This is a genomic window from Pseudomonas sp. GM41(2012), assembly GCF_000282315.2.
In the GTDB taxonomy this organism is placed as follows: domain Bacteria; phylum Pseudomonadota; class Gammaproteobacteria; order Pseudomonadales; family Pseudomonadaceae; genus Aquipseudomonas.
In genome coordinates this window covers 2,059,482-2,077,375 of the sequence record NZ_AKJN02000006.1, presented here as the reverse complement: position 1 = coordinate 2,077,375, position 17,894 = coordinate 2,059,482, and the positions used below count along the sequence as shown (strand labels likewise).

Genomic DNA, 17,894 nt, shown 5'->3' with positions numbered 1-17,894 from the left:
GGCTTAATCCCACTGGGGCGCGATGCCTTTGGGGCTGGTCAGTCGATGGCCACGATCCAGACCCGCGATCAGCGCCATGTCGGCGTCGCTCAAAATCAATGTGCGAGCGTGCAGGTTACTTTGCAGGTTGGCGCGTTTGGTCGACGAGGGAATCACGGCGTAACCCAGTTGCATGGCCCAGGCCAACGTGACGTGTGCCGGCGTCGCTTGCAGGCGATCGGCGATCTGCTGGATCACCGGGTCTTTCAGCACTTCGCCATAAGCGAGGGTCATGTACGAGGTGATCTGGATGCCCTGGCTCTGCGCGAATTCGACGACCTTGCGGTTTTGCAGGTAGGGGTGCAGTTCGATCTGGTTGGTCGCGATGTGTTCGGCACCGACCGCGGCGATCGCCTGTTTCATCAAGTCGACGGTGAAGTTGGACACCCCGATCTGCCGGGTCAGGCCCAGTTGTCTGGCTTCGAGCAGGGCGCCCATGAATTCCTCGACCGGCACCTGATCTTCCGGAGACGGCCAATGGATCAGCGTCAGGTCCAGGTAGTCGGTTTGCAGCTTTTGCAGGCTTTCCTTGAGGCTGTCGATCAGGCGATCCCTGGCGAAGTTGGCCACCCAGATCTTGCTGGTGATGAACAACTCGTCACGGGCGATGCCGCTGGCGACAATGGCCTCGCCGACTTCGGCTTCGTTCTCGTAGATTTGCGCGGTATCGATAGCCCGATAGCCGAGCTCAAGGCCAGTGCTCACCGAATCGATGACCACCTGGCCTTGCAAGCGAAAAGTACCAAGGCCGAATGCGGGAATAGACATCAATGACTCCAGGGGTTGCAGTGGGAATGGGTAGGAGTATCCGCGCCCGCACCCATGAGAAAAACCGCTGGATTGGCAAAGCAATGTTTACCGCAAGTCATGAATCAAAAGATCGCAGCCTCGTTTCACTCGACAGCTCCTACAGCGTACGCAATCCCCCGTAGGAGCTGTCGAGTGAAACGAGGCTGCGATCTTGTGATCTTAGGCTCTATCCCCGATTCTCAAGAATCATGCAGGTGGTCGACCCCGTCGCATACAACCGCCCATCCACGTCATAAATCCGCCCCTCGGCCAACGCCGTCGAGCGCCCCAGATGAACAATCTTGCCCTCGGCCCGCACCGGTCCGCTGGCACCGTTCAGCGCACGAACATAGCTGATGCGCAAATCCAGCGTTGTATAACCCTGACCCTTTTTCAGCTGCGTATGAATCGCACAGCCCATGCACGAATCCAGCAACGTCGCGGCATAGCCGCCATGCACACTGCCCAACGGGTTGTAATGCCGCGAATCCGGCGTGCCCTGAAAGATGAACATTCCGGCGGACCATTCGATCGGGATGAAGTCCATCAGCGTGCCGATGGGTGGCGAGGGCAGTTCACCGTTGCCGATGCCTTCGAAAAACTCGGCGGGTGACAGGGCGCTGACCTCGGCCATGGACAGACTGCCCGGGCCGGCGAGGCGGGCGCGCATGGCCTGTTCCTGGGCGATCCATTGGGCGAGCGTGGCTTCGCGGTTCGGGCTTTGCATGGGCATGTCCTCGGGCTGGAGTAGATATTATGGCTGTAATCCCGGCCAATATTATGTTCGAAATAAAAACTCCGCCAGCCCCATGCCGTTACGCGACAGGAATTGCGGCTAGGCGATGTCGCTGTGGCTGAATTCCTCGCCCAGAAAATCGATCAATGCGCGCACCGACGGCAGCAGCCCACGGCGTGACGGGAAAATCGCATGCACGATCCCGCATTTGGGTGCCCAGCCCGGCACCAGTTCCACCAATCGGCCCGCGGCAATGTCATCGCGCACCACCACGCTGGGCAGGTGAGCGATGCCGATCCCGGCCACCACGGCATGACGCAGCGCCAACAGGTCATCGGTGACCATTCGTGGCGCATGCCGGATCACCGCACTGGCGCCATTGGCCCCAAACAATTCCCACTGATATTCACGCTGCGCCGCGCCCCAGTGCAGGCTTGGCAACCCGCTGAGGTCGGCCGGGGAGGCCGGTGATGACAGGCGCGGCACAAAGGCCGGACTGCCCACCAGGCACTGGGTGCTGTTGCCCAGCACCTTCATCACCATGTCGGTATTTTCCAGCGGAGGAAAGCGTACCCGCAGGGCGATGTCGAACCCCTCGTGGATCAGGTCGACCCGGCGGTTGGTGCTCTCGATGAACAACTCCACCAGCGGGTACTTGAGCATGTAGCGGGTCAGCATCGGTCCGACCCAGGAGTTGAGCAGCGCGGTCGGGCAACTGATGCGCACCAGGCCCTGGGGTTCGGAGCGGTTGCGTTCGATCAGTTCGGCGGCGCTTTCCGCTTCCACGCGCATCGCCAGGCAACGCTGGTAATAGGCCTGGCCGATTTCCGTCAGTGAACAATGCCGACTGGTGCGGTGCAGCAGGCGTACGCCCAGGCGCTCTTCGAGCTCGGCAATGCGTCGGCTCAGCTTCGACTTGGGCATGTCCAGCGCCCGACCGGCCGGGGCGAAACCGTGGTGCTCCACCACTTGGGTGAAGTAGTAGAGGGTGTTGAGGTCTTCCACCATCGTTCTCCATATAGAACGCTAAGGCTGATTTTTGCAGTCTAGTGCATCAAAGGGTTCAGTTTTAAGCTTTGTCCATCGCGTCACACACCAGATTCGGAGGCGGAATGAAAAACATCATCGGTATCTACACCAGCCCACGGGCCCATTGGGTCGGCGACGGTTTTCCGGTTCGCACGCTGTTTTCCTACGACAACCTGGGCAAGCACATCAGCCCGTTTTTGCTGCTCGATCACGCCGGTCCCGCTGAATTCACCCCGACCACCGAGCGTCGTGGCGTTGGTCAGCATCCACACCGCGGTTTCGAAACCGTGACTATCGTTTATAAGGGCGAACTGGAGCACCGCGACTCCACTGGCAGCGGCGGCAAGATCGGCCCAGGCGATGTGCAATGGATGACCGCAGCCTCCGGGATTCTCCACGAAGAATTCCACTCCGAAGGTTTCGCCAAAACCGGCGGCACCCTGGAAATGGTGCAGCTGTGGGTCAACCTGCCGGCCAAGGACAAAATGGCCGACGCCGGTTACCAGACGATTCTCGATGGTGACATCCCGAGCATCGCGCTCAAGGACCAGGCCGGCAGCCTGCGCTTGATCGCCGGTGAGTTCGACGGCCACACCGGCCCGGCGCGCACGTTTACCCCGATTGACGTCTGGGACCTGCGCCTCAACGGCGGCAAGTTGCTGACTCTGGACCTGCACGAAGGTCGTAACACGGCACTGGTCGTGTTGCGTGGCACGGTTCAGGTCAACGGTGTGGAACTGGTGCGCGAAGGGCAGTTGGCGTTGTTCGAGCGCAATGGCCAGCAGCTCAGCCTGGAAGCCAATAACGACGCCGTCGTGTTGCTGCTCAGTGGCGAGCCGATCGACGAGCCGATTGTCGGTCACGGTCCGTTCGTGATGAACACCGAGCAAGAGATTCACCAGGCCTTCGCTGACTTCCAGTCCGGTCGGTTCGGCCAGATGCACGGTTAACCCGCACAGGTTCAACAACCCGCTCTACACAGGATGCGTAGGCCGGTTCCCGGGCCAGGGATGGCTGTTGCCTGAAAGAAAGAGGAGACGCACATGAGTACCGTCAACGCGGCCAACTTCAATGGCCAGAAACCGATCATCGATCCCAACGACAGCGCGATGCTGTTGATCGACCACCAGAGCGGATTGTTCCAGATCGTCAAGGACATGGACGTGCCGCAACTGCGTGCCAATGCCATTGCCCTGGCCAAAGCCGCGACCCTGCTGAAGATGCCGGTGATCACCACTGCCTCTGTACCGCAAGGGCCGAACGGGCCGTTGATTCCGGAGATTCACGAGGCTGCACCGCACGCTCAATACGTGGCGCGCAAAGGTGAAATCAACGCCTGGGACAATGCTGAGTTTCACGCGGCAGTAAAAGCGACCGGCAAGAAAACCCTGGTGATCGCCGGCACCCTGACCAGCGTTTGCCTGGCGTTCCCGTCCATTGCGGCGGTGCATGAAGGCTACAAAGTGTTTGCAGTGGTCGACGCTTCCGGCAACCACTCGAAACTGGCCACTGATCTGACAATTGCCCGATTGACGCAAGCCGGGGTGGTGCCTATCGACATCATGGCTACGCTCTCTGAGCTGCAAGGCTCGTGGAACCGTCCGGACGCTGAGCAGTGGGCGGCCGTCTACGCCCAGGCCATGCCGCATTATCAATTGCTGATCGAGAGCTATCTCAAGGCTCAGCAAGTGGCGAACGAACACGAAGTGCTGGACTCCCAGCGCTAACCGGTTACCCCACGCCGACTTCCACTCGGCATCGATAAAAAGCGAGGATTACTCCCATGACTACTTCTTACAAACGTCTCGACAAGGATAACGCCGCCGTTCTGTTGGTTGATCACCAGGCGGGTCTGCTTTCTCTGGTGCGCGACATCGAGCCGGACCGTTTCAAGAACAACGTGTTGGCCCTGGCTGACCTGGCCAAGTACTTCAAGTTGCCGACCATCCTCACCACCAGTTTCGAAACCGGTCCCAACGGCCCGCTGGTGCCTGAGCTCAAAGCGCTGTTCCCGGACGCGCCGTACATTGCCCGTCCCGGCCAGATCAATGCTTGGGACAACGACGACTTCGTCAAGGCGATCAAGGCCACCGGCAAGAAACAACTGATCATCGCCGGCGTAGTAACCGAAGTGTGCGTGGCGTTCCCGGCGCTGTCGGCACTGGCTGAAGGCTTCGAGGTGTTCGTGGTGACAGACGCCTCTGGCACCTTCAACGAACTGACCCGTCAATCGGCCTGGGACCGCATGTCGGCCTCCGGCGCGCAGTTGATGACCTGGTTCGGCCTGGCCTGTGAGCTGCATCGCGACTGGCGCAACGACGTGGAAGGCTTGGGCACCTTGTTCTCCAACCACATCCCGGACTACCGCAACCTGTTTACCAGCTACAACGCGCTGACCAACACCAAGTAACCCCTGACAACATAGATCCCCTGTGGGAGCGAGCCTGCTCGCGATAGCGGTCTGCCAGTCACCATCAATGGTGACTGGCATGGCCTCATCGCGAGCAGGCTCGCTCCCACATTGTTTTGTGTTGTTATCAGGCCACCAATTGCTCCTACACTGTGCCCATCCGTACATGGCTGGAGTTGCTTGATGCTGTCACTGCTTACCGATCACCCATTGATCTGCGCGATGGCTTTGATCCTTATCGATCTGGGGCTATGGCGCCTGCTCAGTGCCAATGGCAGCAACTGGAAACTGTTGGTGCGGGTGGTGATTTTTTCGTTGTTCAGTGTCCTGCTGTTCAACGAAGGTCTGAACCCCATGGAAACGGCGCCCTGGGCCGACAACGTGCCGCTGCACCTGGCGGCCACGGGATTGCAGATCGGCTGGTGGCTGTTCGGCGCGCGCACCCTGACGGTGCTGATCGGTGCGGTGATGATGCAACGGGTCGGGCACACCGGGCGCTTGCTCCAGGATTTGCTCGGCGCGGTGATTTTCCTGATCGCGATCATCGCGGCTTTGGCGTACGTACTCGATCTGCCGGTCAAGGGTGTGCTGGCGACCTCTGGCGCGTTAGCGATCATCGTCGGCCTGGCCTTGCAAAGTACCCTCAGCGACGTGTTCTCCGGCATCGTTCTCAACACCACCAAACCCTATCAACTGGATGACTGGATCTCGATCGACGGCACCGAAGGTCGGGTCACCGATATCGACTGGCGCGCGACGCGCCTGCAAACCTCCCAAGGCAGCATGGCGGTGATCCCCAACTCCCTGGCGGCCAAGGCCAAGATCATCAACTTCAGCCGGCCCAGTGACATTTTTGGCGTTTCCATCAGCCTGCAACTGAGCCCGCACGCACGTCCGCAAACGGTGATCGACGCGTTGGAACGAGCGATGCAAGGGTGCCGTTATCTGTTGAGCAAACCGGCGCCGTGTGTCGCGTTGAAAGGCTCCAGCGCCACCGGCGTGGAATACGAAATCAGTGGTTTCGTGGTCTCCATGGACCAGAAGCGCATGGTCCGTAATCTGCTGTTCGACCTGGCATTCCGGCACTTGCAGGCCAGCGGTGTCAGCCTGTTGTCGAACGTCGAACCCAATGCACCTGCCAACCTGTCGCGGCCACGGGCATTGCTGGATGCGTCGAACATTTTCTCGACCCTGCGTCAGGAAGAGAAAGAAACCTTCAGCCAGAACATGACCCTGCAAAACTTCCGCGCCGGTGAAATGATCCTGCCAGCGGGGGAGGTCAGCGATCATTTGTTCATCATCGAATCCGGCGTCGTGTCGGTAGAGCTGAGCCGTGGTGGGGTCAAGTTCGAGTCCGGGCGCATGGGGCCGGGTGAGGTGATCGGCGAGGGCGGTATTTTGTCCGATACGGCGCTACCGGCGGACTTCAGCGCCAAGACGTTCTGCAGCTTGTACCGGATCGAGAAGGAATACCTCAAACCGTGTCTGGATGCGCGACATGACATCAGCGAAGCGATGAAGGCGTTACTGGATTTCCGCTTGAACAAGGCTCAGACGTTGACCCAGGAAGTGCCTAGGGTTGTGCAGAAGAAGGGGTTTTTGCAGTGGCTGCGCAATCGAGCCTAAGGGCTTGAAGGTCATGGGCGCGGGTGCAATCGAGTGAGTCGGCAGCAGGCACATTGCGAACAAGCTGTGCGCCGACCAGGGTACGGTCATGACTGTTCCAGTATTCGAACGGCGCATGTTGCCAAATCATGCCAACGGGGCCGGCGATCAACAGCAAGGCTAGATAAGCCAGGGTTTGTCGACGGGTCAGCGGTTTTTTGCGCGCCGACCGCCGCGCTGCGATCCGGGCGCGGCCATGTCCATGAATCTGGGCGAGCAGAAAGGCTTCGCGCGCCTGTTCCGGCATTTGCCACAACATGGATTCCAGAAGCCAACGCGGTTCGGTATTCGGCGAAGTAGCAGGTGGAAAAGGCATTTCGGATGAGGACGACATGGTCAGGAGGCTCTCGTTTCCGGCGTCCTGGCCGCGCTATCAAGAATGAATCGCATTCTAGTGGTGTCGGTGCGGTGATAGCAATTACCCATCTAGATTATTTTCAAGCCCGTCCATTGGCATCCTCAACTTCCCAATAATTGGCTATTTGTTGCAGGTCAGCACGGGATTAACGTAGCTCCACACCCTTTGTGACTGGAGCCCTCCATGCAACCGCGTATCGATTTCTACACCGCTTCCCCCGATGCACTCAAAGCCATGATCGCGCTGGAAACCGCTGTTTCGAAGCTGCCTCTGGAAAAAACATTGATTGAACTGGTCAAGCTGCGCGCTTCCCAGATCAATGGCTGCGCCTTCTGTGTCGACATGCACACCGCCGATGCTCGCAAGGGCGGCGAAACCGAACGTCGGCTGTACGCGGTGTCGGTCTGGCGTGAAACGCCGTTCTTCACACCCCGCGAACGTGCGGCGCTGGCCTGGACCGAATCCTTGACGCTACTGAGCCAGACCCACGCCCCTGATGAAGACTACGAACTGGTCTCCGCGCAGTTCACGCCCAAGGAAATGGTCGACCTGAGCGTGGCGATTTCCACCATCAACAGCTGGAATCGCCTGGCGGTAGGCTTCCGCAAAATGCCTCAGGAGTGATACCTGGGTTCAATGCGCATCGGCACTCGGCGCGGCCGGTGGTTGTACCTTGCGCATCAAGGGCACCATCGCCGTGGCGATGATGAAGCAGACCATGATCATCAGGAATGCGTCGCCGTAGGTTTGTGTCTGCGCTTCGCGGTAGGTCAGCAGCCACAGCTGATGCAGGCTGGCGGTGACGCCCGCGTCACCGCTTTGGCCGAGGGCGGCGAAGTTGTTGCCGACCTGGGACAGCCACTGATTCAGTGCTTCATTGGTGCTGTTGAGGTTTTCCGCCAACCGGGTGAAGTGCAGGTTGGTGCGGTCATTCAGAATGGTCGCGCACGCGGCGATGCCGATGGCACCCCCCAGGTTTCGCATCAGGTTGAATAACCCCGAAGCATGTTTGAGCCGCGCGGGTGCCAGACCACCCAAGGTCAACGTCACCGCTGGCGGCACCGCCAATTGCTGGGCAATCCCGCGCAGCGCTTGCGGCAGCATCAATTCCTTAGCCCCCCAGTCATGGGTGATCGGGCTGAAATCCCACATCGATAACGCGAACAACCCCAGGCCGATCATCATGATCCAGCGCAGATCGATGCGGTTGGCCAGAAAGGCGTACAGCGGAATCGCCATGATCTGGAACACCCCGGTGGAGAAAACCGCCAGACCGATGTCCAGCGCGCCATAGCCACGCACCCGGCCGAGAAACAGCGGCGTCAGGTAAATGGTGGCGAACAGGCCGATCCCGGTAACGAACGAAAAGAAACAGCCAAGGGCGAAGTTGCGGTCTTTCAAGGCGCGCAAATCGACGATCGGGTTGGCGACGTGCAAGGTTCGACCAATGAACGCCAGGCCGGCCAGTCCGCTGATCCATGCCGTGGTCAGAATCGTGCTGTCGCTGAACCAGTTCCAGCGTGGGCCTTCTTCAAGGGTGTATTCCAGGCAACCGAGAAACAGCGCCATGAACACCATGCTCAAGTAGTCGGCACCTTTGAGCAGCGACAATTCCGGCTGATCGATTTTCACCAGCATCGGCACCGCCACCGCGACGAAAATCCCCGGCACCAAATTGATGTAGAACAGCCAGTGCCAGGAGGAAACATCGGTAATCCAGCCGCCGATTACCGGCCCCAGGGTCGGTGCCAACGAGGCCACCGCGCCAATGGTTGCAGCCGCGATCACCCGTTGTTTGCCGGTGAAGAAAAAGAATGCGGTGGTGAACACCAGCGGGATCATCGAACCACCGAGAAACCCTTGCAGGGCGCGGAAGGCGATCATGCTCTGAATGTTCCAGGCCGCGCCGCAGAGCAGGCTGGCCAGGGTGAAACCCACCGCAGAAGCGCAGAACAGCCAGCGTGTCGAGAACACTCGGGAGAGCCAGCCGGAGAGCGGGATCACGATGATTTCGGCAATCAGGTAACTGGTTTGCACCCACGCCGTTTCATCGGTGCCCGCCGAGAGTCCGCCACCAATATCACGCAACGATGCCGAGACGATCTGGATATCCAGCAGCGCAATGAACATGCCGATGCACATCGTGGCGAAGGCGAAAACCTTGGTCGCCGTTGCCATGTCGGCGGCATTGAACGGTTGCGCGGGGGCGGCGAGGGCGCGGCTCATGGCGCGCTGGCCACGGTCGGGGTTGCAGGTTCCTTGCGAGTGTCCACTTCAGCGGTGACCGACAGGCCCGGACGCAGATGGCCGAGCACGCCATCGGCCGGATCAAGCACGATGCGAACCGGCACCCGCTGAACGATTTTAGTGAAGTTACCGGTGGCGTTTTCCGGCGGCAGCACACTGAACTGCGAACCGCTGGCCGGCGCGAGGCTGTCCAGATGACCGTGGAATTCCTGCCCCGAGAGCACGTCGGCATGAATGATCACCCGTTGCCCCGGTGTCATTCGCGATAGCTGATCTTCCTTGAAGTTGGCATCGACCCACAGCCCACTGGCCGGTACCACTGACAGCAATTGCGAACCGGCCTGGGCATAAGCGCCGACCCGCGCCCGGCGATTGCCGATCACGCCGTCCACCGGGGCCTTCAGTTCGGTGTAACCCACATTCAACTGCGCCAGATCACGTTCGGCACGGGCCTGCATCAGTGCGGCGCGGGCTTGCTGTTTCTGGGTTGCGATCACATTCAGCTGACGTTGCGCCGCCAGCAGCTCAGCCTGGGCCCGGGCGCTGAGGGCTTGGGCGGTCTTGAAGGTGGCGTTGGCGCGTTGGGCGCTTTCCACCGAGACGGCGTTGCTGCCGACCAGTTTTTTATAGCGAGCATCGTCATCCCGTGAGCGGGCGGTTTCGGCGCCGGCGGCATCGATCCCCGCGCGGGCCTGGCCGATCACCGCGTGTTGCAATTCTTCGGTGGCATCGAGATTGGCGAGCAGCGCTTCTTCGGCGGCCACCGCACCTTCGGCCTTGGCCAGGTTGGCGCGGTAATCGCGGGAGTCGAGACGAATCAGCACATCGCCGGCCTTGACCTTCTGGTTGTCGGTGACCAGAACCTCTTCGATATAACCCGCTACCTTCGGCCCGATCACCGTCACGTCACCGCCGATGTAAGCATCGTCGGTTTCTTCAATGAAACGGCCGGCGGTCCACCAGTGAATCGCATACAGCCCGGCGAACACCAGGGCAGCGATGACCGCAGTCAGCAAGATCAACCGTTTGAGCAGGGGAGGCTTGGGTGTGCTCACCGGGACTGCAAGGTCGGGTTCAAGGGTGGGCATGCTGGTCATAGCGATTACCTGTGGGAAACGGGTGTTTATTACGCGTGTAATATGACGTAGGTAATATTTTGTGGCAATTGATTTTTGTTGCCGGTCGTCAGGTGCTAGCGGAGGAGGGCTGGCTGTTGACGCTTGGGTATCAACAGAGAACTGATACAAACGGAAATCGGAGACGGTCATTTCGGAAACCTCCCACACCCAGAGTTTGAGCTTCCCGGTAGGGTCAACGGCCCCGGCACCCTGCCGGGACACTCCAAGGAAGAACGAACCATGACCAGAAAGGCCATTATCGTTTTCAGCGGCGGACAAGACTCAACCACCTGCTTGATTCATGCATTGCCGATGTACGATGAAATTCACTGCATTACCTTTGATTATGGCCAGCGCCATCGTGCGGAAATCGAAGTAGCGCAACAGCTTTCAAAACAGCTTGGCGTGAAGGTGCACAAAGTATTAGACACTTCACTATTGAGCGAACTGGCCATTAGCAGTTTGACGCGCGACCACATTCCAATTGCAAGGAGTACGGGGGACGGCGTGCCTGATACGTTCGTACCTGGCAGGAATGTTCTGTTTTTAACCCTGGCTTCTATTTATGCCTATCAAGTAGGCGCTGAAGTTGTCATCACAGGTGTGTGTGAAACAGAGAGCTCTGGTTACCCGGATTGTGGTGATGAGTTTGTTAAGGTGTTGAACAGCGCCATTCAGTTGGGCATGGACTATAAGGTACGAATCGAAACGCCGCTTATGCGGCTGAATAAAGCTGAGACCTGGGCCTTGGCTGATTACCATAAGCAGCTGGATTTGGTTCGTTACCACACGTTGACTTGTTACAACGGAATAATGGGAAGTGGGTGTGGTGACTGTGATGCATGTGCTCTTCGTGCGAAAGGATTGAGTGAGTTTCTCGAAAGCAGAGTGAAGGTTTTGAATAGTCTGAAAATCAAACTAAAACGATAAAAGTAATTTGCTGCGAGTAGGGGGGACTAATCCCATTGCCTTCAGTTAATAGGAAGCATTACTATTCACGCCCCGTTTTCACAGCACACCGCAATGACCCCCAAGCTGCCCCGCAGACACGGCTTTTTCGAGCATTACGAAGAGTTGGTCGGGACCTGGACCCGTCGCCTGAGAAATCGTCAGCAGGCCGAGGACCTGGCCCACGACACCTTCGTGAGGGTGCTTGAGTCCGATTCGGCGACGGTTGCACAACCTCGGGCGTATTTGCACCAGACCGCGCGCAACATCGCGGTGGATGGTTATCGGCGGGAGGATCGGCGGGGCGCCATGGAGTCGGAGGCGATCGATCACAGTGTGTCGTCGTCCGGCGACCCGGAGCATTTCATGCAGGCGATCCAGTTGGCTGACTCCATCGAACGGGCGCTCACCGAGTTGCCGGTCAACTGCCGCAAGGTGTTTGTCTGGCAGAAGATCGAAGGCCTGACCCAGGCCGAAATCGCCGAACGCCTGGGTCTGTCCAAGAACATGGTGGAAAAGTATATGATCCGCACGCTGCGGCATCTGCGCGACCGTCTTGACGGATTGCAGCCATGATCGGCGGTGCCTTTTCATCCCCAGCCAAACCGGAACTTCCATGATGGATACTCGTGATTGTGCGTGCGGGCAAACAACGGTTCGCGACGAGGCGGCGCGGTGGTTTGTGCGTTTGCAGGAACCTGCGATCAATGCCGAAGAGTCACGGCATTTCGAAGCCTGGCTGGACGAACACCCTCAGCATCGCGATGAATTCCAGTTGCTCCAGGGCTTGTGGTCGGCGGCAGATTTGCTGCCGGCGGCGCGTCTGCAAGCCTTGTGTGAAACCCCTCCGGCACGCAGCAAACGTCGCCCGCTGGTGCGTTATGCAGTGGCCGCCAGTGTGTTGGCCGTCGCGCTCGGGCTGGGGTTGTTCAGCGGTTTGAATCACCCGGCGATCTATACCGCCGAATTTTCCACAGCCTTGGGCGAACGACGTCATGTGGCGTTGCCGGACGGTTCGGTGATCGACTTGAACAGTCGCAGCCGCGTTCAGGTGCGCTATGAAAACGACCGCCGCAGCATCGAGCTGACGCAAGGCGAAGCGATGTTCAGCGTCGAGCATGACACCCGCCGGCCCTTCGTGGTCGAGGCGGGCAGCGGCAAGGTCACGGTTACCGGCACCCGTTTTGATGTGCGCCGCGACACCGCCCAAACCCGGGTCGTGGTGGAGCAGGGCACCGTCAAGGTTCAGGGGCGCACAGCGGCGGACAGCGATTTCATCAGCCTCACGGCCGGCCTCGGCACGCACATCGATGCCCAGGGCAAAGTGGCCGCTGCTTACGCGGTCAATCCTGCCGAGCTGACCGCCTGGCGCAGCGGAAAACTGGTGTTCACCAACGCCAGACTCAGCGACGTCGCCGAGGAAGTCTCGCGCTATCGGGAGAAACCGCTCTCCGTCGGCAACGACAAAGTGGGCAATTTGCGCCTGACCAGCGTGTTCAAATCCGACAACACCGACGCACTGCTCAAGGCCTTGCCGAGCATTCTGCCGGTGGCCGTGCGCACCCTCGATGACGGCAGTCAGGAAATAATTTCAAAATAAATTCAGGTTTTTTTCGAGTTGATCGTCTTCCTGTCCAACTGCAACTGGTTTGCATTAACAAGCGCACACTCTTGCGATCCACAGGACTACGTTCGACGTGAAAAAATCCACCGCTAAAAACAACAAATCACCTTGGTTGCGCCTCGCTCTCGCCCTGGCTGTCACCGCGGCGCTGCCCCAGGCTTTTGCCGCCGACGCGATTCACATCCCGGCGCAACCCCTGGGTCAGGCCCTGAGTGAACTGGGCCAGCAAACCTCGCTGCAGGTGTTTTTCAGCCCTGAGCTGGTCGCCGGCAAACAGGCCCCGGCGGTGGACGGCAACCTCTCGCCAGAAGACGCGCTGCGCCAACTGCTGCAAGGCAGCGGTCTGCAATACCAGATCGATGAAGGTTCGGTCACGTTGATGCCGGCACCGACTTCGGCTGCCAACGGCCCTTTGGAACTGGGCGTGACCGACATCAAAGTGGTCGGCGACTGGCTCGGTGACGCCGATGCAGCCGTGGTGCAGAACCACCCCGGCGCCCGTACGGTGATTCGCCGTGAGGCGATGGTCGAGCAGGGCGCGATGAACGTCGGCGACGTGCTGAAGCGCGTGCCCGGTGTGCAAGTGCAGGACGCCAACGGCACCGGCGGCAGCGACATTTCCCTGAACGTCGGCGTGCGCGGCCTGACTTCACGCCTGTCGCCACGCTCCACCGTGCTGATTGACGGCGTGCCGGCAGCGTTTGCCCCGTACGGCCAACCGCAATTGTCCATGGCCCCGATTTCTTCCGGCAACCTCGACAGCATCGACGTGGTTCGCGGAGCCGGCTCCGTGCGTTACGGGCCGCAGAACGTCGGTGGCGTGATCAACTTCGTCACCCGCGCGATTCCGGAAAAAGCCACCGGTGAAATCGGCTCGACCCTGGAAACCTCCCGGCACGGTGGCTGGAAGCACATCGACACGGCGTTTCTCGGCGGCACCGCGGACAACGGCATCGGCATGGCGCTGCTGTACTCGGGCGTGAACGGCAACGGTTACCGTGAACGCAACAACGGCAACGACATCGACGACGTGATCCTCAAGACCCACTGGGCACCCACCGATGTCGACGATTTCAGCCTCAACTTTCACTACTACGACGCCAGCGCCGACATGCCCGGCGGCCTGACCCAGGCGCAGTACGACGCCGATCCGTACCAGTCCGACCGCAACAACGACAACTTCAGCGGCCGCCGCAAGGACGTCTCGTTCAAGTGGGCACGGCAGATCGACGACCGCACCCAGGCCGAAGTGCTGACTTACTATTCCGACAGCTTCCGTGGCAGCAACATCGCCGCTCGCGATCAGAAAACCCTCGGCTCGTTCCCGCGTACTTACTACACCTTCGGGATTGAACCGCGGGTCTCCCATGTGTTCGATGTCGGCCCGACTACCCAGGAAGTCAGTGTCGGTTATCGCTACCTCAAGGAAGGCATGCACGAAGAGGCGAGCCGCCTGGCGCTGGTCAACAACGAGCCGGTCGTGACCAAGAGCTCGGACGGGCATGTGTATCAGGACCGCACCGGTGGCACTGAAGCCAACTCGGTGTACGTCGATAACAAAATCGACGTCGGTAACTGGACCATCACCCCCGGCATCCGCTTTGAACACATCAGCACCGATTGGCACGAGCGGCCGGTGCTCGACACGGCCGGCAAACCGGTGTTGGAAAAGAACCGCAGCATCGAAAGCAACGAGCCGTTGCCGGCCCTGAGCGTGATGTATCACGTGTCGGAAGAGTGGAAGCTGTTTGCCAACTACGAAACCTCGTTCGGCAGCCTGCAGTATTTCCAGCTCGGCCAGGGTGGCGCGGGTGACAATACCGCCAATGGCCTGGAACCGGAAAAGGCCAAGACCTACGAAATCGGCACGCGCTACAACAATGATGTGTGGGGCGGGGAAGTGACGCTGTTCTACATCGACTTCGATAAAGAGCTGCAATACATCAGCAACGATGCGGGCTGGACCAACCTCGGCGCAACCACGCACCAGGGCCTCGAAGCCTCGGTGCACTACGACATGGCGGCACTGGATCCACGGCTTGACGGCCTGACCGCTAACGCTGGTTTCACCTACACGCGTGCTGTTTATGAAGGCGAGATCCCAGGCTTCAAGGGCCGTGACCTGCCGTTCTACTCGCGTCAGGTGGCGACTGCCGGCCTGCGTTATGACATCAACCGCTGGACCTACAACCTCGATGCCTTTGCCCAGTCCAAGCAGCGTTCGCCGGGCGTGGCTGTGAACGCCGACGGCAGCTTCACCAACAACTACATCACCGAAGGTACCGCGGACGGCCAGTACGGCGACATCCCGGGTTACGTCACCTGGAACGTGCGCGCCGGTTATGACTTCGGCGCGCAGTTGTCGAATCTGAAAGTCGGTGCCGGGGTGAAGAACATTTTCGACAAGCAGTACTTCACCCGCTCCAGCGACAACAACTCGGGGATGTACGTTGGCGCACCTCGCACGTTCTTTGTGCAGGCGAGCGTCGGTTTCTAACAACCCTGTGGCGAGGGGGCTTGCCCCCGTTCGGCTGCGCAGCAGTCGCAAAATCTGTGTTGCTGCCGAAATTTATAGGGCCGCTACGCAGCCCAACGGGGGCAAGCCCCCTCGCCACAATTCAGACCCTCAACACCTTCCCACCAATAGCCACCGCCACCAGCAACACCGCCATCAACCCGAAGGCAAAACTCAAACTGCTGCCATGGGCGATAAACCCGATCAACGCAGGCCCCGCGAGAATCCCGGCATAACCCAGCGTGGTAATCGCCGGCACGGCGACGCTTTCGGGCATCACCGTCTGTTTGCCCACTGCGGTGTACAGCACCGGCACAATGTTCGAACAACCCGCCCCCAACAGTGCATAACCCACCAGCGCCGCTTCCCAACTTGGGGCGAAGGTCGCCACAAACAGGCCCGCTGCGGCCGTCAAGCCACCGAACACAATCACCCGCGTTGCGCCGAGACGACGCACGATCGAGTCACCGGTCAAACGGCCGACGGTCATGGTCAACGCAAACGCTGCGTAACCCAGTCCCGCATAAGCGGTGTCGATCCCGCGTTCCTGCGCCAGGAACACCGCGCTCCAGTCGAGCGCCGCGCCTTCGGCGAGGAACACGATGAAACACATCCCGCCGATGAACAGCACGATGCCATGGGGAACAGCAAACGCCGGCCCCGAACTTTCGCTGCCGTAAGGCAAGAGGTGCGGCGCGGCCTTGGCCAGGGCGATCAGCAGCATCACGATCACCACCAGCGTGGCCCCCAGCGGTGAAACCCCGAAGCCGAGCAGGGCGCTGACACCCGCCGCACCGACAATCCCGCCGAGGCTGAACAGCCCATGGAAGCCCGACATCATGGTCTTGCCGCTGGCCCGTTCGACGATCACCGCTTGCAGGTTCACCGTCGAATCCACCGTGCCCAACCCCGCGCCGAACATGAACAACGCGGCAATCAACGCCGGAATCGACGTCACCGTCGCCAACAGCGGCAGGGCCGCACAGATCAGCAACACCCCGGCGCTCACCACCCGGCGACAGCCGAAACGCGTGGCCAGAAGCCCCGCCATCGGCATCGCCAGAATCGAGCCCACCCCCAGGCACAACAGCAGCAAACCGAGCGTCCCTTCATCCAGCCCGGCCCGAGCCTTGGCGTAAGGCACGAGCGGCGCCCACGCAGCGATGCCGAAACCGGCAATGAAAAAGGCGATCCGCGTGGACATCTGTTCCAGGCGTCCGGGAACAAATGCGGTTTGAGTGTTGAGGTTGGTCATATCAATCCTTGGCAAAAACGTCGCGTCCCCAAGGGACAGTGATCGACCTGCGAGGGTTCGATCAGCGTCCGCTCAGGTTCGCGGTGAGGCAGGGTGACATCCTTGCACAGCCTGACGGTGTTTCGCGATATGTTGAGCCCGACCAATGATTTCTAAAGGGAGGGCGCCATGGCGCGGAGGTACGATGCACGAGGCAATATCTACATGGTTGTGGCGCCTGAGGACTTGCGCAGCAATGGTATCGACATACCCGATCAGGCCAGCGACGCCGCGCAAACCCGCAAGGTCTGGGCGTTGGCGGCCATCGAGGCTTGCTGTGGCTGGGCTCCCGGCACACAACCACCGGGCAGCAAGGCCCATCGTAGCGATGGTTTGCTGGTGGGGCCGTTCCAGTCGTCGCATCCTTTTGATTTGTTGATCGTGAACACCGACGGCACCCTGGCCGAGCGTAGCGGCAACGGCCTGACGATTTTTTCCCAGGCGCTCAGCGACCTTGGGCTCTGGCCGAGGGACGAGGCGTGTCTGCTCAGGGTTTATCATGACAAGGCCGATATGCCTTCACCGGGAGAAACATCGGTGAAACTGGCGCAGGTCGAAGGTGTTCACGGTTTTTGGCTGGACTTGGGCAAGCCTGCCTTCGGACCGGGGGCTGTCAGTGCCGAAGGGGTTGAAGGCGTGGCATTCAATGGTCGCGAACTCAGCCACGTCCAGCCATTGGCATTGCTGGATGCCGGGTGGGCGCGCAGTCAATTCGTGCGGGTTGGCAATCCGCATTGCGTAACGCTTGTGGATAACTCGGGCGCCTTGCCGAGTAATGAGCAGATGCGCCAAGCGGGATTGTCCGAAGGGCTGACGCGTATCGCCTATGCCATGCCGACCGGGGAAGGCAGGCCGTGCCCGGCGGGGATCAATCTGCAATGGGCGATGCTTGAATCCGAGGGGCGAGTCGTCGCGCGGGTATTCGAGCGCGGAGAGGGGCCGACGGCGTCGTCGGGCACCAGCGCCAGTGCGGTGGCTTGCGCGGCGTGGCGGGTGGGTTGGGTCAGTGCCGGGGAGGTAAATGTGGTCATGCCTGGGGGTACTGCGCCGATTCTTCTGGAGGAAGAGCAGGGTGAATTGAGTCGGGTCAGGTTGTTTGGTACGGCGCGGTTGATGAGCTGA

The 17,894-nt window shown here is 60.1% G+C and carries 17 protein-coding genes; 10 read left to right on the top strand and 7 right to left on the bottom strand.

Annotated features, from left to right (window positions below; all coding sequences use genetic code 11):
* Nucleotides 1–3: 3 nt before the first annotated feature.
* From dkgB to PMI27_RS16460, 3 genes are all read right to left on the bottom strand, one after another.
* Nucleotides 4–807, bottom strand: coding sequence for a 2,5-didehydrogluconate reductase DkgB (dkgB, locus tag PMI27_RS16450; RefSeq protein WP_008152207.1), 804 nt, complete (start codon nt 805–807; stop codon nt 4–6).
* 208 nt (nt 808–1,015) lie between these two features.
* On the bottom strand, nt 1,016–1,555 hold the full coding sequence (locus tag PMI27_RS16455) for a PaaI family thioesterase (RefSeq protein WP_008152205.1): 540 nt from the start codon (nt 1,553–1,555) through the stop codon (nt 1,016–1,018).
* A gap of 108 nt (nt 1,556–1,663) precedes the next feature.
* On the bottom strand, nt 1,664–2,572 hold the full coding sequence (locus PMI27_RS16460; protein ID WP_008152202.1) for a LysR substrate-binding domain-containing protein: 909 nt from the start codon (nt 2,570–2,572) through the stop codon (nt 1,664–1,666).
* A gap of 104 nt (nt 2,573–2,676) precedes the next feature.
* Here PMI27_RS16460 and PMI27_RS16465 point away from each other — a divergent pair, with 104 nt between their 5' ends.
* The 4 genes from PMI27_RS16465 (at nt 2,677) to PMI27_RS16480 (ending at nt 6,629) form a co-directional block, all read left to right on the top strand.
* A complete protein-coding gene (locus tag PMI27_RS16465) occupies nt 2,677–3,543 on the top strand; it encodes a pirin family protein (RefSeq protein WP_008152201.1) in 867 nt (288 codons plus the stop codon).
* A gap of 93 nt (nt 3,544–3,636) precedes the next feature.
* Entirely contained in the window at nt 3,637–4,320 is a 684-nt protein-coding gene (locus PMI27_RS16470; RefSeq protein WP_008152199.1) for an isochorismatase family protein, read from the top strand.
* A 56-nt stretch (nt 4,321–4,376) separates the two neighbouring features.
* A complete protein-coding gene (ycaC, locus tag PMI27_RS16475; RefSeq protein ID WP_008152197.1) occupies nt 4,377–5,003 on the top strand; it encodes an isochorismate family cysteine hydrolase YcaC in 627 nt (208 codons plus the stop codon).
* Nucleotides 5,004–5,186: 183 nt separating this feature from the next.
* Nucleotides 5,187–6,629 carry a mechanosensitive ion channel family protein gene (locus PMI27_RS16480; protein WP_008152195.1) on the top strand — a complete coding sequence of 481 codons (1,443 nt, stop codon included), beginning with the start codon at nt 5,187–5,189 and terminating at the stop codon, nt 6,627–6,629.
* Here the strand turns inward: PMI27_RS16480 and PMI27_RS16485 are convergent.
* Nucleotides 6,577–7,002, bottom strand: a complete 426-nt coding sequence (locus tag PMI27_RS16485; RefSeq protein WP_008152192.1) for a hypothetical protein — start codon at nt 7,000–7,002, stop codon at nt 6,577–6,579. The two genes, PMI27_RS16480 and PMI27_RS16485, sit on opposite strands and share 53 nt — an antisense overlap.
* Before the next feature lie 207 nt (nt 7,003–7,209).
* On the opposite strand from PMI27_RS16485, the gene PMI27_RS16490 reads away from it, so the two are divergent.
* On the top strand, nt 7,210–7,650 hold the full coding sequence (locus tag PMI27_RS16490) for a carboxymuconolactone decarboxylase family protein (RefSeq protein ID WP_008152191.1): 441 nt from the start codon (nt 7,210–7,212) through the stop codon (nt 7,648–7,650).
* 9 nt (nt 7,651–7,659) lie between these two features.
* Here PMI27_RS16490 and PMI27_RS16495 read toward each other — a convergent pair whose 3' ends face one another.
* Both PMI27_RS16495 and PMI27_RS16500 read right to left on the bottom strand, forming a co-directional pair.
* Nucleotides 7,660–9,252 (bottom strand): DHA2 family efflux MFS transporter permease subunit, encoded by a 1,593-nt coding sequence (locus PMI27_RS16495; RefSeq protein WP_008152189.1) that lies wholly within the window; start codon nt 9,250–9,252, stop codon nt 7,660–7,662.
* On the bottom strand, nt 9,249–10,370 hold the full coding sequence (locus tag PMI27_RS16500) for an HlyD family secretion protein (RefSeq protein ID WP_008152187.1): 1,122 nt from the start codon (nt 10,368–10,370) through the stop codon (nt 9,249–9,251). The genes PMI27_RS16495 and PMI27_RS16500 overlap by 4 nt, the downstream gene beginning before the upstream one ends.
* A gap of 261 nt (nt 10,371–10,631) precedes the next feature.
* On the opposite strand from PMI27_RS16500, the gene queC reads away from it, so the two are divergent.
* From queC to PMI27_RS16520, 4 genes are all read left to right on the top strand, one after another.
* Entirely contained in the window at nt 10,632–11,321 is a 690-nt protein-coding gene (gene queC, locus PMI27_RS16505; protein WP_008152185.1) for a 7-cyano-7-deazaguanine synthase QueC, read from the top strand.
* A 93-nt stretch (nt 11,322–11,414) separates the two neighbouring features.
* Complete coding sequence (locus PMI27_RS16510; RefSeq protein WP_008152182.1) at nt 11,415–11,915, top strand: sigma-70 family RNA polymerase sigma factor; 501 nt, start codon at nt 11,415–11,417, stop codon at nt 11,913–11,915.
* 40 nt (nt 11,916–11,955) lie between these two features.
* Entirely contained in the window at nt 11,956–12,939 is a 984-nt protein-coding gene (locus PMI27_RS16515) for a FecR family protein (RefSeq protein WP_008152180.1), read from the top strand.
* Between the two features lie 97 nt (nt 12,940–13,036).
* On the top strand, nt 13,037–15,460 hold the full coding sequence (locus PMI27_RS16520) for a TonB-dependent siderophore receptor (RefSeq protein ID WP_008152178.1): 2,424 nt from the start codon (nt 13,037–13,039) through the stop codon (nt 15,458–15,460).
* 121 nt (nt 15,461–15,581) lie between these two features.
* On the opposite strand, the gene PMI27_RS16525 is transcribed toward PMI27_RS16520, so the two are convergent.
* The gene (locus PMI27_RS16525) at nt 15,582–16,733 is read right to left on the bottom strand and encodes an MFS transporter (protein ID WP_008152175.1); all 1,152 of its coding nucleotides are present in this window, start codon (nt 16,731–16,733) and stop codon (nt 15,582–15,584) included.
* Between the two features lie 168 nt (nt 16,734–16,901).
* Between PMI27_RS16525 and PMI27_RS16530 the strand changes: the two genes are divergently transcribed.
* Nucleotides 16,902–17,894 (top strand): diaminopimelate epimerase, encoded by a 993-nt coding sequence (locus tag PMI27_RS16530; protein ID WP_008152173.1) that lies wholly within the window; start codon nt 16,902–16,904, stop codon nt 17,892–17,894.